The 12,604-nt window shown below is 71.8% G+C and carries 13 protein-coding genes; 4 read left to right on the top strand and 9 right to left on the bottom strand.

Features of this window, described 5'->3' with window-relative positions; translation table 11 throughout:
• Positions 1 to 16 precede the first annotated feature (16 nt).
• Positions 17 to 670, top strand: a complete 654-nt coding sequence (locus ACQBAT_RS11010; protein WP_420747007.1) for a hypothetical protein — start codon at positions 17 to 19, stop codon at positions 668 to 670.
• Positions 663 to 1,952: a thymidine phosphorylase gene (locus tag ACQBAT_RS11005; protein ID WP_420747006.1), complete on the top strand. Its 1,290-nt coding sequence runs from the start codon at positions 663 to 665 to the stop codon at positions 1,950 to 1,952. Before ACQBAT_RS11010 ends, ACQBAT_RS11005 begins: the two co-directional genes overlap by 8 nt.
• 60 nt (positions 1,953 to 2,012) lie before the next feature.
• On the opposite strand, the gene deoC is transcribed toward ACQBAT_RS11005, so the two are convergent.
• The gene (deoC, locus tag ACQBAT_RS11000) at positions 2,013 to 2,780 is read right to left on the bottom strand and encodes a deoxyribose-phosphate aldolase (RefSeq protein ID WP_420747005.1); all 768 of its coding nucleotides are present in this window, start codon (positions 2,778 to 2,780) and stop codon (positions 2,013 to 2,015) included.
• A gap of 37 nt (positions 2,781 to 2,817) precedes the next feature.
• Here deoC and ACQBAT_RS10995 point away from each other — a divergent pair, with 37 nt between their 5' ends.
• A complete protein-coding gene (locus ACQBAT_RS10995; protein WP_420747004.1) occupies positions 2,818 to 3,966 on the top strand; it encodes an adenosine deaminase in 1,149 nt (382 codons plus the stop codon).
• Positions 3,967 to 3,970: 4 nt separating this feature from the next.
• Here ACQBAT_RS10995 and ACQBAT_RS10990 read toward each other — a convergent pair whose 3' ends face one another.
• Entirely contained in the window at positions 3,971 to 4,792 is an 822-nt protein-coding gene (locus ACQBAT_RS10990) for an RDD family protein (protein WP_420747003.1), read from the bottom strand.
• A 27-nt stretch (positions 4,793 to 4,819) separates the two neighbouring features.
• Here ACQBAT_RS10990 and ACQBAT_RS10985 point away from each other — a divergent pair, with 27 nt between their 5' ends.
• Positions 4,820 to 5,815, top strand: coding sequence for a stage II sporulation protein M (locus ACQBAT_RS10985; RefSeq protein ID WP_420747002.1), 996 nt, complete (start codon positions 4,820 to 4,822; stop codon positions 5,813 to 5,815).
• Here the strand turns inward: ACQBAT_RS10985 and ACQBAT_RS10980 are convergent.
• From ACQBAT_RS10980 to ACQBAT_RS10950, 7 genes are read right to left on the bottom strand one after another with little or no spacing between them, the layout of a single operon-like run.
• Positions 5,812 to 6,771, bottom strand: coding sequence for a cation diffusion facilitator family transporter (locus ACQBAT_RS10980; RefSeq protein WP_420747001.1), 960 nt, complete (start codon positions 6,769 to 6,771; stop codon positions 5,812 to 5,814). The two genes, ACQBAT_RS10985 and ACQBAT_RS10980, sit on opposite strands and share 4 nt — an antisense overlap.
• Before the next feature lie 37 nt (positions 6,772 to 6,808).
• Positions 6,809 to 8,110 carry a DUF58 domain-containing protein gene (locus tag ACQBAT_RS10975; protein WP_420747000.1) on the bottom strand — a complete coding sequence of 434 codons (1,302 nt, stop codon included), beginning with the start codon at positions 8,108 to 8,110 and terminating at the stop codon, positions 6,809 to 6,811.
• Positions 8,111 to 8,152: 42 nt separating this feature from the next.
• Complete coding sequence (locus ACQBAT_RS10970) at positions 8,153 to 9,130, bottom strand: AAA family ATPase (protein WP_420746999.1); 978 nt, start codon at positions 9,128 to 9,130, stop codon at positions 8,153 to 8,155.
• Positions 9,127 to 10,302 carry a DUF4350 domain-containing protein gene (locus ACQBAT_RS10965; protein ID WP_420746998.1) on the bottom strand — a complete coding sequence of 392 codons (1,176 nt, stop codon included), beginning with the start codon at positions 10,300 to 10,302 and terminating at the stop codon, positions 9,127 to 9,129. The genes ACQBAT_RS10970 and ACQBAT_RS10965 overlap by 4 nt, the downstream gene beginning before the upstream one ends.
• Positions 10,299 to 10,928, bottom strand: coding sequence for a DUF4129 domain-containing protein (locus ACQBAT_RS10960; RefSeq protein WP_420746997.1), 630 nt, complete (start codon positions 10,926 to 10,928; stop codon positions 10,299 to 10,301). Before ACQBAT_RS10960 ends, ACQBAT_RS10965 begins: the two co-directional genes overlap by 4 nt.
• Complete coding sequence (locus ACQBAT_RS10955; RefSeq protein ID WP_420746996.1) at positions 10,921 to 11,982, bottom strand: hypothetical protein; 1,062 nt, start codon at positions 11,980 to 11,982, stop codon at positions 10,921 to 10,923. The genes ACQBAT_RS10960 and ACQBAT_RS10955 overlap by 8 nt, the downstream gene beginning before the upstream one ends.
• Positions 11,979 to 12,599, bottom strand: coding sequence for a uridine kinase family protein (locus tag ACQBAT_RS10950; RefSeq protein ID WP_420746995.1), 621 nt, complete (start codon positions 12,597 to 12,599; stop codon positions 11,979 to 11,981). The genes ACQBAT_RS10955 and ACQBAT_RS10950 overlap by 4 nt, the downstream gene beginning before the upstream one ends.
• Between the last annotated feature and the right edge of the window lie 5 nt (positions 12,600 to 12,604).

The raw sequence follows: 12,604 nt of genomic DNA, 5'->3' as shown, positions 1-12,604 counted from the left end.
TGGTTACGGTGGAGGGGTGAGACTGAGCAGCATTCCGTGGTGGGGCTGGGCGATCGTGGCCTTCGTCCTGTTCAACGTCGTCCTGAACCAGAACCTCAACATCGTGCCACTGCTGCTCATCGGGGTCTTCGTGGCAGCGCTGATGGGCGGTGGCAGCGAGCGGCGCCCGCGATCGCTGCCGGACCGGCGCGGGCGCACCCTGCCGCCGGCCGCTCCGCAGGATGACCGACCCGGCGGGCAGGGAGACTCGCCCATGGCACCGATCGAGGTGCCGAGCTTTCCGGGCGGCGGCGGTGGCTCCGGCGGCGCCGGTGGCAACGCCTCGGCCGGCCCCCCGCCGAGCGCCGACCTGGCGGGTGACCCGGTGATCTCCCTGGCCCAGCTGAACATCTCCCGCTACGCTCGGGAGCTGGACGCAGCCGCGAGCGCCGAACGCCCCGACGAGGTCCGCCGACTGCTCGGCCAACTGCGGGAACAGGCCGAGCGGACGACCGGTGACCTGGCCAGCTCGAGCGGGTCGTCCGGCAGCGGTCGACGCACCTTCGTCGCTGGGCTGCGCCAGCTACAGAAGGACGCCGGGGCAGCGGCCTCCGAGGACCCTCCGGGAAGGCAGGTGGCCCGGGTCGTGCGCGGCGCAGGCGCCTTGGGCCAGACTGGGCGCTATGAGTGAGTCCTTCGACGCCGTTGACATCATCCGCACCAAGCGCGACAAGGGGGAGTTGAGCAGCGAGGAGATCGCCTGGGTCATCGATGCCTACACCCGCGAGGCGGTGGCCGACGAGCAGATGTCGGCCCTGGCGATGGCCATCCTGCTCAACGGCATGGGACGTCGCGAGATCAGCGACTGGACGACCGCGATGATCGAGTCGGGGGAGCGGATGGATTTCTCCTCGCTCTCCCGCCCCACCGCCGACAAGCACTCCACCGGAGGTGTGGGCGACAAGATCACGTTGCCGCTGGCGCCGCTGGTCGCCGCCTGCGGCGTGGCCGTCCCGCAGCTGAGCGGTCGCGGGCTCGGCCACACCGGGGGCACGCTGGACAAGCTGGAGGCCATCCCCGGCTGGCGGGCGGCGCTGTCCAACGAGGAGATGCTGAAGCAGCTCGAGGACGTCGGCGCGGTGATCTGCGCGGCAGGGTCAGGGTTGGCTCCGGCGGACAAGCGCCTCTACGCGCTGCGTGATGTCACCGGGACGGTCGAGGCGATCCCGCTGATCGCCTCCTCGATCATGAGCAAGAAGATCGCCGAGGGCACCGGGACCCTGGTGCTGGACGTGAAGGCCGGGTCGGGAGCCTTCATGAAGACGGTGGAGGATGCCCGCGAACTGGCCGAGACCATGGTCGCGCTGGGCAAGGACGCCGGGGTGCACACGGTCGCCCTCCTCACCGACATGTCCACGCCGCTGGGGCTCACCGCGGGCAACGGGCTTGAGGTCCGGGAATCGGTCGAGGTGCTGGCCGGCGGCGGCCCGCAGGACGTCATCGACCTCACCGTAGCGCTGGCCCGGGAGATGCTCGAGGGTGCCGGGGTCACTGATGTGGACCCGGCCGACGCCCTCGCCGACGGCCGCGCCATGGACGTCTGGCGTGCCATGATCGCCGCTCAGGACGGGGACCCGGACGCCGACCTGCCGACCGCCAAGGAGACCCATGAGGTGCTGGCCGACGCGGACGGGGTGCTGACCCGGCTCGACGCGATGGCGGTCGGGGTGTCCGCGTGGCGCCTGGGGGCGGGCCGGGCCCGCAAGGAAGACCCCGTGCAGGCGGCGGCCGGCATCGAGTTGCATGCCAAGCCGGGTGACAAGGTCACCAAGGGTCAGCCGTTGATGACGCTGCACACGGACACCCCGGAGCGCTTCGAGCGCGCCGAGGCCGCCCTCGAGGGCTCCTGGGACATCGGCGTCGAGGCTGACGTGGAAACGGCCGACTCGATCGTCCTCGACCGCATCGCCTGAGCCCCGACCGACGGCGGGCCCGCTCCTGCAACCTCGACCGGGACCCGGCTTCCCGGTCGGTCAGTAACCCTGCCCGTCGGCGCTCTCGACGTCTCCGCCCGGCTCGGGCACGACAAGGGTGCCGGCCTCTGCCCGCTCGCGGGCGCCGGCGAGAAGCGCCTCGGTGGAGGAGGTGCCGATCCTGGTCACGCCCTCCGCGCACATCGCCAGCAGGGTGTCGATGTCGCGCACCCCGCCCGAGGCTTTGACCTGGACGTGCTCGCCGGTGTTGGAGCGCATCAGGCGCACATCCGGCAGCGTCGCGCCACCACCGGCGAAACCGGTCGAGGTCTTCACGAAGTCCGCGCCCGCCTCCTCTGAGGCGCGGCAGGCGGCGATCTTCTGGTCCTCATCCAGCAGCGCGGTCTCGAAGATCACCTTGACCAGGGCACGTGCCGCGTGGCCGACCTCGACGACCGCGGCGATGTCCTGGGTCACGGCCTCGATGTCCCCGCCCCGGAGCCGACCGATGTTGAGCACCATGTCGAGCTCGGTGGCCCCGTCGGCCAGCGCCTGACGGGACTCGGCGATCTTGGTGGCGGTGGAGGTCGTGCCGTGCGGGAAGCCGATGACCGTGCACACCTGCGTCTGGTGGCCGTCGACCGCCGCGAGCGCCAGCCGCACGTCGGAGGGGCGGACGCAGACTGACCAGATCTCGTCCTGGGCCAGTTCACGGCAGGCCGACTCCACCTCGGCGGGGGTCAACTCGGGCTTGAGGAGGGCGTGGTCGATGAGGTCGGCCACGTCCTGCACGGACAGGGTGGTCCCGGGGGCGTAGGTCTTCGGCATCCCCTGATTCTAGGTGTGGGGCTCCTATCATCGCGGTATGACCGCCTCACCCGACCGCGCCGCCGACCAGACCCTCGATGTCGCCGCCCTGCCGAAGGTGCTGCTGCACGATCACCTCGACGGCGGGGTGCGCCCCGCGACCGTGCTGGAGCTCGCCCAGGAGCAGGGATATGACGCGTTGCCGGCCGACGAGGTCAACGCCCTGTCCAGGTGGTTCGCCGAGTCCGCGGACTCGGGCTCGCTGGTGCGCTACCTGGAGACCTTCGACCACACGGTGGGCGTTCTGCAGCAGGCCGACGCGCTCCGGCGCGTGGCGCGCGAGTGCGCCGTCGACTTGGCTGCCGATGGTGTCGTGTATGCCGAGGTCCGCTATGCACCGGAGCAGCACCTCGCGCAGGGGCTGAGCCTGGACGAGGTCGTGGCGGCGGTCAACGCCGGGTTCCGCGAGGGCGAGGAGGAGGCGGCTGGTGCCGGAGACCGGATCCGGGTGCGGGCCATGCTCACCGCGATGCGCCACGCTGCCCGCTCGGAGGAGATCGCCGAGCTCACCGTGCGCCACCTCGGCGAGGAGGTGTGCGGGTTCGACATCGCCGGTGCCGAGGACGGCCACCCGCCCACCCGGCACCTGCGTGCCTTCGACTACCTGCGCCAGCACAACGCCCACTTCACGATCCACGCCGGAGAAGCGTTCGGACTGCCCAGCATCTGGGAGGCGATCCAGTGGTGCGGGGCCGAGCGCCTCGGGCACGGGGTGCGCCTCGTCGACGACATCACGATCGACGGACACCCGGTGACCGAGGACCTCCCCGGTGCCTTGGAGCGAGCCGCGAGCGACCCCCGCAGCGTGGTTCTGGGCCCGCTGGCGGCCTATGTCAAGGACACCCGGATCCCGCTGGAGATGTGCCCGAGCAGCAACGTCCAGACCGGGGCGGCTCCCTCGATCGAGGAGCACCCGATCACGCTGCTGAAGGACCTGCACTTCCGCGTCACCCTCAACACCGACAACCGGCTGATGAGCGGCACCTCGATGACCAAAGAGGCGCAGCTGCTCGTGGAGCGTGCCGGGTGGACGAGGGGGGACCTGCGGCGGGTGGCGGTCAACGCGATGAAGTCCGCCTTCCTGCCCTTCGACGAGCGGATCGAGATCATCGAGCAGGTCCTCAAGCCCGCCTACGACGTGGGCTGAGAGGTCATTCGGGCTGAGTGGTCCGCTCACGCCCCAGCACCCGATCCCGGAGTGCCTGCGCCCGATCCAGCCGCTGCTCGTCGCGACGGCGTCGCTCGGTGAGCACTGCCGCCAGGATGTGCTCCGCCCCGGCCCACTGCGGGGGAGGCGGAGCAATGTAGTGCAGGACCGCCACGCACAGCTCGTGGCCGGTGCGGGCCCGAGAGTCCGGCACGAGGGTTCCGGCTCGCGCCAGGAACTGTCGGCACGCGACCGCCAACGCGTCCGGGAGCACCCCGATGTCTGCCTGCCTCGCCCACTGGTCGAGCTCGGGTGGCATCGTGGGCGCCGGTGGCAGGTGCAATCGGCTCCGGTCCACCACCACATAGGTGCCGGCCGCGAAGTCCCCGAGCCGCTTGGCCCGTTCGTTGGTGGCCGCAGCGATCAGGGCCACGCCTCCGGCGGTCATCCAGAGTTCGACCGAACCGACCAGTGCCCGGATGACCGCGTGGCGAAAGCCGATCGGACCGGTGTCGTCGCGCACCGTGCGCAGCCCCATGATGAGTTTGCCCACAGTCCGGCCGTGCAGCACCGTCTCCAGGGTGATCGGCACGATCGCCATGACCATCGCCATGATGACGATCACGAAGGCCTGGGCCAGGGCCTCGTCCTGCACCAGGATGCCCACCGGGGCCACCCACACGATGAGCAGCACCCCCAGCACCATCACCACCAGATCGATCAGACCGGACACCATGCGTAGCGGGAGGCTGGCCGCGGGCAGTTCGATCTCGACCGCTTCCCCCGTGACGAAACGCTGGGTCTCGAAGATCCCCCTGGTCGCCATGGCGCAAGACTACCTAGAGTGGTTGCCGTGGATCTGGACGCGCTGGTGGGACGCCGCCAGGGGGAATGGCGACGGCTGGACGACCTGTCCCGTCGCCGTCGCCTCACCGGTGCCCAGGCCGATGAGCTGCTCGAGGGCTATCAGCGCGCTGCGACCGACCTGTCCGTCGTGCGCTCCACGGCCCCGGACGACGGCGTCGTGCGCCACCTGTCCATGGTCATCGGCCGGGCTCGGGGGCGGGCATCGCGCGTGCCCACCTTCTCCTGGGTCGGCATCGGGCGCTTTCTGGCGGAGGACTTCCCGGCGGCGCTGTACCGCCTTCGGTGGTGGTGGGGGATCACCGCCGTCGTCAACGTGGTCGTGGGTCTGGCGCTGGGCTGGTGGTTGTTCCACAACCCCGTGGTCGAGAACTCGCTGATCAGCGCTGAGGAGGTCGACCAACTCGTCCAGTCCGACTTCGAGAGCTACTACTCCGAGCACGCGGCCAGCAGTTTCTCCACCCTGGTCTGGGTCAACAACGCCTGGGTGGCCGCGCGTTGCATCGGGATGGGGGTGCTCGGCTTCCCAGTGATCTGGTTGCTGTGGCAGAACATTGCCAACGTGGCCATCATCGGCTCGCTCATGCACCGGCACGGCCGCGCGGATGTCTTCTGGGGTCTGCTCACCCCGCACGGGCTCCTGGAGCTGATGGCGATCTTCGTCGCCGCCGGGGTCGGGCTGCGGCTGTTCTGGTCCTGGGTGGCACCTGGCCGGCGGACCCGGCTGGCGAGCCTGGCCGCGGAGGGCCGGACCGCGGCTGGCGTCGCCCTGGGTCTGGTGCTGGTGCTGCTGATCTCCGGGGTGATCGAGGGGTTCGTGACGCCGTCGCCGTTACCCACCTGGGCGCGCGTGGGCATCGGCGTGCTCGCCCTCCTGCTGTTCTTCGCCTACGCCCTCATCCTGGGACGCCGGGCAGCCCAGGCTGGGGTGACCGGGGATGTCGGCCGCGAGCTGCAGGCGGACGTGGCGCCGACCGCGGGCTAGACCCCGATGTCCTCATAGGACCGCGGGTCCTCGATCGGTTCGAGGTGCAGGCTGACCCGCAGGTCCGGGTATTCCTCCAGCAGGGCGTCGGTGATGTCCTCGGCGAGGTCGTGCCCCCGTTTGACCGACCACGCGCCGGGGACCAACAGGTGCATCTCCATGAACCGCCGGTGCCCCGCCTCTCGCGTCCGGAAGGCGTGGAACTGGATCTCCTCGGTCGTGAAGCGCTCGATGATCTCGCGGATCCGGGCGTTGTCCTCGACGGGCAGGCTGACATCCATCAGGCCGGCGGTCGAGGCGCGCAGCAGCCCCCAGCCGGTCACCAAGATGTTGATGCCGACGAGGAAGGCAATGATCGGGTCCAACCGCTCCCAGCCGGTCAACCAGACCAGGAGCACCCCGACCACGACGCCTACGGAGGTCCACACATCGGTCAGCAGGTGCTTGCCGTCGGCCACCAGGGTGATCGAGCGGTGTGCGTTGCCGGCCCGGATCAGGATCCAGGCCACGACGCCGTTGATGACGGCCGCGACCACCGAGATGAGCAGGCCGAGGCCGACATTCTCCAGGGCCACCGGATTGATGAAACGTTCGATCGAGGCCACGAGGATCACGGCCGCGGCAACGAAGATCATCACTCCCTCGACCGCGGCGGAGAAGTACTCCGCCTTGCTGTGGCCATAGTTGTGCTTGCGGTCCGGCGGACGGATCGCCACCCGTAGGGCGACCAAGGCCACGACGGCGGCCACGAGGTTGACGGTGGACTCGGCGGCGTCGGAGAGCAGACCCACCGAGCCGGTGATCAACCAGGCGCTGCCCTTGAGCCCGATGGTGACGATTGCGGCCGCGATGGAGAGCCAGGCGAACCTGGTCAGGTCCTGGGGTTGAGGGTGACGGGTGCTCTGGGAGGGCTTCTCCGGCTTGGCGCCCTGGGCTTCCCCGCGTCGTCGTGGCACGTCCGCGATTCTATCCCCGCTCGCCACCCGCTCAGCCCTACAGCAGTCCTCGGGCCTTCAACGCCAGATAGTGATCGGCCAGCGCGACCGGCAGATCGTCCGGTGTCGCCTCGATCGGGCTGACCCCCAGCTGTCGCAGGGCCTGCGCCGTGCGACGTCGCAACTCCTGGGTCCGCTCGGCGGCGGCGGCGTCATACACCGCACTGAGCCCACCGAGGTCGGCCCGCAGGTCCTCCAGTTCGGGATCGGCGACCGAGGCGAGGATGACGCGGTGATGGGCGGTCAGCGTCGGCAGCACAGGCAGCAGGCCGGCCTCGACCGCGGCCGGCTCCAGCGGGGTGAGCAGCACCACCAGCGCCCGCCGGCGGGTCAGACCCGTCACCGCGCCCGCGAGCCGGGTCCAGTCGGCCTCCACCAGCACCGGCTCCAGCGGGGCCAGGGCGGTCACCATCCGGTTCAGCAGGGCGGTGCGAGCGGTGCCGGAGCCCACCCTCGTGCGCACTACGCGGTCCCCGGCGAGCAGGTCCACGCGGTCGCCCGCGTGGGTGGCGAGCGCGGTCAGGAGCAACGCGGCATCCAGGGCGGCGTCCAGCCGCGGCTCGTCCCCGACCCTGGCCGCGCTGGTGCGGGAGGTGTCGATGACGATGATCACGCGCCGGTCCCGCTCCGGTTGCCAGGTGCGCACGACCACGTGCTGGCGGCGGGCGGTCGCCCGCCAGTCGATCGAGCGGACGTCATCGCCCTCGACGTAGTCGCGCAGGGAGTCGAACTCGGTGCCCTGCCCCCGGGTCCGGACCGCGGAGCGGCCATCCAGCTGCCGCAGGTGGGCGAGGCGGCTGGGCAGGTGGCGCCGGGACCGGAAGGGCGGCAGCGAGCGCACCACCCCGGGAACCTCGACGGTGCGCTGCCGGCCGGACAGCCCGAGCGGTCCGTGCAGCCTCAGCGTGACCCCGCTCGCCGGGCGGTCCCCACGCCGGGTGGGCCGCAGTTCGGTGCTGACCCGGCGCCGTTCCCCGCCGGGCAGGTCCACGGTATGCCGTGTCTCACCGGCCCCCGCCGACGGCACCCAGGCGTCGCGCAGCCAGCCTCGCAGGTCCCGGGCGGAGGTGTTCACCAGCGTGAGGGTGGTCGAGGTGGGCTCGTGCAGACGCACCTGCGGGTCGGGCGAGCGGCTGAGTTCCACCTGTCGAGGGGAGGGTGTCAGCAGCAGGTCCACCAGCGTGAGGACAGCCACGCCCAGGAGCCAGACGGCCGCGATCGGCCCTGCGGTCGCCGGCCACAGGGCAGCAGGCAGCAGCCCCAGCAGCACCAGGGCGACCACCGGTCCGCGGACGATCACGACACCACTCCTGACGACACCACTCCTGACGACCTCACCCGCTCAGCGCGGGACCGGCACCGAGGCGAGGGCGGACTGCAGCACCGACTCGGTCGTCACGCCCTCGAGCTCGGCCTCGGGGCGCAGCGCCAACCGGTGGCCGAGCGTCGCGGGAGCCAGGGCCTTGACGTCATCCGGGGTGACGAAGTTGCGCCCCTGGAGCCAGGCCCAGGCGCGGGCCGTGCCCATCAGAGCCGTCGCGCCCCGGGGGCTGACCCCCAGCTGCAGCGACGGGGACGTGCGGGTCGCGCGGGCCAGATCCACGACATACCCGATGATCTCGGGAGCGACCTGGACCTGGCGTACGGCCGCCGAGCCGGCGGCGATGGCCTCCGCCGACGCCACCGGACGGATGCCCGCCGCGGCGAGATCCCGCGGGTCGAAGCCTCGAGAGTGGCGATCGATCACCTGGATCTCGTCCTCCCGCGGCGGCAACGGCAGCGTCACCTTGAGCAGGAAGCGGTCCAGCTGTGCCTCGGGCAGGGGGTAGGTGCCCTCGTACTCGACCGGGTTCTGGGTGGCCGCGACCAGGAAGGGCGAGGGTAGCGGATGGCTGGTGCCGTCCACGGTGACCTGCCGTTCCTCCATCGCCTCGAGCAGCGATGACTGGGTCTTGGGGGGCGTGCGGTTGATCTCGTCGGCGAGCAGCAGGTTGGTGAAGACCGGCCCGGGGCGGAAGGTGAAGTCCCCGCGGCCGCTGTCGTACACCATCGAGCCGGTGACATCACCGGGCATCAGGTCGGGGGTGAACTGCACCCGGGTCGTGCGCAGATCGAGCGCGGCGGCGAGGGCGCGGACCAGGAGCGTCTTGGCCACGCCCGGGACCCCTTCGAGCAGGACGTGCCCGCGGGCGAGCAGGCCCACGACGAGCGCGGACACCGCGGCCTGCTGCCCGACGACCGCCTTGGCGACCTCGTCGGTGACGGCCTGCAGCGCCTCGCGCGCGTGCTCGGGGTTCTGGGAGGTGCCAGGTTCGGTCATCGGTTCAGTCCTTCCTCGAGGGAGCGCAGCTCCCGGGCGGTGGTCACGAAGGCCGCGTCGTCCGCGGCGGCTGAGCGGTGGTCCGTGAGGAGCCGGTGGATCGCGTCGTGTGGTCGGTCGGTCGCGTCCGCGACCGCGCGGGTGAGCGAGTCAGCCGGAGTGGACGTCGGCAGCCCGAGTCGGGCGCGCAGCCGGTGGCGCGAGCCTTCCTGCAGCGCGGCCAGGGCGTGCTCCCGATCGGCCGCCTGGCGGTAGAGGCGCCCGCGGCTGCGGGTGGTCTGCGAGGCGTGCACGATGGTGGGCAGCGGCTCGGTCACGACTGGCCCCAGCCGTCGTCCGCGCCACAGCGCGAGCGCCAGGACGGCCGCGGCGAGCAGCACCACCGAGGCGGTCATGTTGCGGGGCAGCACATCCCACAGCCCGGTGGGAACATCATTCCCAGCGTCCGCCGGGTTGGGCACGACCCAGGCAAGCCGGTCGCTGCCGCCCAGCAACCGCATCCCGAGGGCGGCGTGGGCCTCCTTCAGGATCTCGCCGTTGGTGAGCGCTCCGGGGAAGCCGACGAGAGTGATCTCGGGCCGGTCCGCGGCGGCGGGCAGGTGCAGCAGCGCCCCGGCTCCGGAGCCGCCCAGCTCGTCCCCGAAGCAGGTCAGCGTGCCCTCGTCGACGTCAGCCCCGCTCGCGTCGCCGGGCTGGAGGAAGACATCAGCGCTCGCGATCGCGTCGCCCTCGCGGACGAGGGGGGTGGGCGACGTGCAGCCGGCCGCCGGGGAGCCCAGACCGGGCTGGGCGACCACGGGTACGCCGAGCACGGACGGATCCTGCTGGGGTGAGGCGACGAGAATGACGAGCCGGTCGACATCGGCCAGCTCGCCGACCAGGTCCGGACCGCTGCGGGGCCCCAGGTATGCCGTGTGCTGCAGCAGGACGGTCGTGCCCGCCCCGGGCGGCCGGTCACCGGCTGTCAGGGCGCGGGTGCCGTCCACGACGTCCACGCTCACGCCCCGGTCCCGCAGCACCTCGACGAGGCCGCGGGTGCCGGTGGGGTGGGCGCTGGTCGGGTCGTAGGGCGTCGCCGGAGCTCTAGTGCTGGCCAGCAGCGCACTGACCACGGCCGCGACCAGGGCCAGCAGGATCCAGGGTGCCCAGCGGCGCACCGAGCCCGTGCTCATCGGCGAGCCCCCTCTAGCGCCGGCCGCAGCTCGGCCAGGGCGGCGTCCAGCTCCAGCATCGCCCGCGCCTCGGCGGCATCGGCGCGGCGGTCGCCGTAGCGCACCGCGTCGAAGCGGTCGGCAGCCCGGGTGAGGTCGGGTGCCCGGTCGGGGAAGACGGGGCCGAGGCTGACCGCGACCTCGTGGGCGGTGTGCCCGGGCCGGTCGTCCAGCAGCGTGCGCTCGATGGCGTGCGCGGTGAGAGCCCGGTAGCCGTCCAGGACGGCCGCGTCATGATCACCTGCATCCAGCGCGGCGCGGGCCCCCGCGCGGTAGTCGGCGGCGGTCAGCAATCGCCCCTCCAGCACAGCGCCGCTCCGCGTGCCCTGACGGGCGTCCAGGGCCGCCCGACGCCAGCGCGCACGGGTGGTGAACGCGACCAGGGCGACGGCGGCGAGCAGGATGCCGGCCAGGAAGACCCAGGTGAACCAGGAGGGCAGGGCCCCGGTGCCCAGCGGGAGGTCAGGGATCAGCTCGGTGAACCAGCGTCGGACCCGTTCCACGACGGACTCGCGCTGGTCGTAGCCGGGACGGGCGAGCTCCTCCCGCAACCAGTCGCGGGCCTCGTCCCGGTCGGGATCACGCACGCTCGCGGCGGGCCTGCGCCGCGCGCAGAAGGGTCAGGTCCAGCCCTTCCCGGCGAATCCGTTGGTCGAGGTAGAGCAGCGCGGTGACCCCGGCGGTGAACGGGGTGGCGAAGGCCCCGACGATCACCTGGACGAGATGGTCGCTGAGGATCGCGGCGGGGTGGACGGGCGTGAGCGTGTCGAAGCCCAGGCCCAGCCCGAGGACGAGCGCCGTGGAGATCGGGATCTGGACCATCGTGGAGAAGATCCCGGTGACCAGACCGGCGAGCAGCGTGATGCCGACGATCCGCCAGCCCTGACCCCCGGTGCTCAGCGACCAGGCGCGGCGGATGGCGCGCAGCGGCCCCGCGCGCTCGAGGACGACCGCCGAGGTCGCCAGCGAGAGCCGACACCCGGCCCACACGATGAAGACAGTCAGCAGGGGCATCCCGAGCACCAGAGTGAGGATCAACCACGGGCCGCTGGCGTCCCCGCGCGCCACGACCAGGCCGATGACCGCGGCGAGGAAGAGGCCGACCACGAGGAACAACCCGAGTGAGATCAGCAGCATGGTGCCGATCAGGGCGGGCAGGCGGCCACGGACCGCGCGCCAGGTCTCACCCAGCCCGACGCGGTCGCCGAGGACGGCCTCACCCACGACGTGGACCAGCATTCCGGTCAGCGCCACCGAAGCGATCATCGAGAAGACCATGCCGGTCAGGGTGATCAGCGCCCCACGGTCCGTCGCCGGAGCCTGGACGTACTCGGCGATCGCGAGCGAGGCCAGCGCCGAGGGGACCAGGAGGGCGGTGAGGACCAGCAGTGCCATCCCGATGGTGGCCGTGGGGTTGCGGCGCATGGTGGCCAGCGCGCCACCGAAGATGTCGGAGAGGTGGAGGGGGCGCAACGGGACGATCCCCGGCTGGTGCAGCCGCTGGAGTTGCTCAGGTGGCAGGTGCTGCCACGAGCCCGGGCCGGCGGACGGAAAGGCCGGGCCGGCGGATCCTGGGGGAGGCAGCGGAGGGGGAGTAGGGGTCGTCGGCGGCGGGTCGGTGGGCCCCTGCGGGAACGTCATCCCCCTGCACTCCTCACGTTCGCGGCCAACGACTCGGACATCGACTCGGCCTCCCGGGCGGTCACCGGGGTGGCCCCCAGCGCCTGCTGGGCTGCCACGATACCCGGCTCGGCGCGGCGTAGAACGTGCCCCCGACGCCACAGGGTCAGCGGCGGCTTGCGGCGTTCGGCGAGGTCGCGGACGAGGCGTCGACCGAAGGTCACCCACGGTCGGTTGCGGACGCACCACGCGGTGAGCAGGAGGCCCCGCGCCTCGAGCTCGGCGATGACGTGGGCCGCGAAGATCCCTTCGGCGACCACCACCGGCGCTCCCTGCGTGGTCACGACCTGGTGCCCCACGATGCTGGAGGTCGACAGGTCGTAGACGGGCACATCGGCGGAGCCGCTGCGGCACAGGGACTCCAGCGCGGTCAGCGCCGCCTCGAGGTCCCAGGACCCGACGTCGTCCCAGTCCACCAGCCCCAGCGGACTCATCGGCAGGCCCGGGTCGCCCACCTCTCGGTAGAAGTCGTCGAGCTGCAGCAGGGGCCAGCCATGGGCGGTCTGCAACCGTCGGGCCAAGCGTGACTTACCGGCCCCGCTCGGGCCGGCAAGGACGATCACCCGGGTCTGATCCATGAGGG

The organism is Ornithinimicrobium pulveris (assembly GCF_050261105.1).
In the GTDB taxonomy this organism is placed as follows: Bacteria; Actinomycetota; Actinomycetes; order Actinomycetales; family Dermatophilaceae; genus Ornithinicoccus.
This window is presented reverse-complemented; position numbering and strand designations above follow the sequence as displayed.

Bases quoted from the DNA above. Each gene is read 5' to 3' on its own strand.
- ACQBAT_RS11005 (WP_420747006.1), top strand. From the start codon at position 663: ATGAGTGAGTCCTTCGACGCCGTTGACATCATCCGCACCAAGCGCGAC.
- deoC (WP_420747005.1), bottom strand. From the start codon at position 2,780: ATGCCGAAGACCTACGCCCCCGGGACCACCCTGTCCGTGCAGGACGTG.
- ACQBAT_RS10995 (WP_420747004.1), top strand. From the start codon at position 2,818: ATGACCGCCTCACCCGACCGCGCCGCCGACCAGACCCTCGATGTCGCC.
- ACQBAT_RS10990 (WP_420747003.1), bottom strand. From the start codon at position 4,792: ATGGCGACCAGGGGGATCTTCGAGACCCAGCGTTTCGTCACGGGGGAA.
- ACQBAT_RS10970 (WP_420746999.1), bottom strand. From the start codon at position 9,130: ATGACCGAACCTGGCACCTCCCAGAACCCCGAGCACGCGCGCGAGGCG.
- ACQBAT_RS10965 (WP_420746998.1), bottom strand. From the start codon at position 10,302: ATGAGCACGGGCTCGGTGCGCCGCTGGGCACCCTGGATCCTGCTGGCC.
- ACQBAT_RS10955 (WP_420746996.1), bottom strand. From the start codon at position 11,982: ATGACGTTCCCGCAGGGGCCCACCGACCCGCCGCCGACGACCCCTACT.
- ACQBAT_RS10950 (WP_420746995.1), bottom strand. From the start codon at position 12,599: ATGGATCAGACCCGGGTGATCGTCCTTGCCGGCCCGAGCGGGGCCGGT.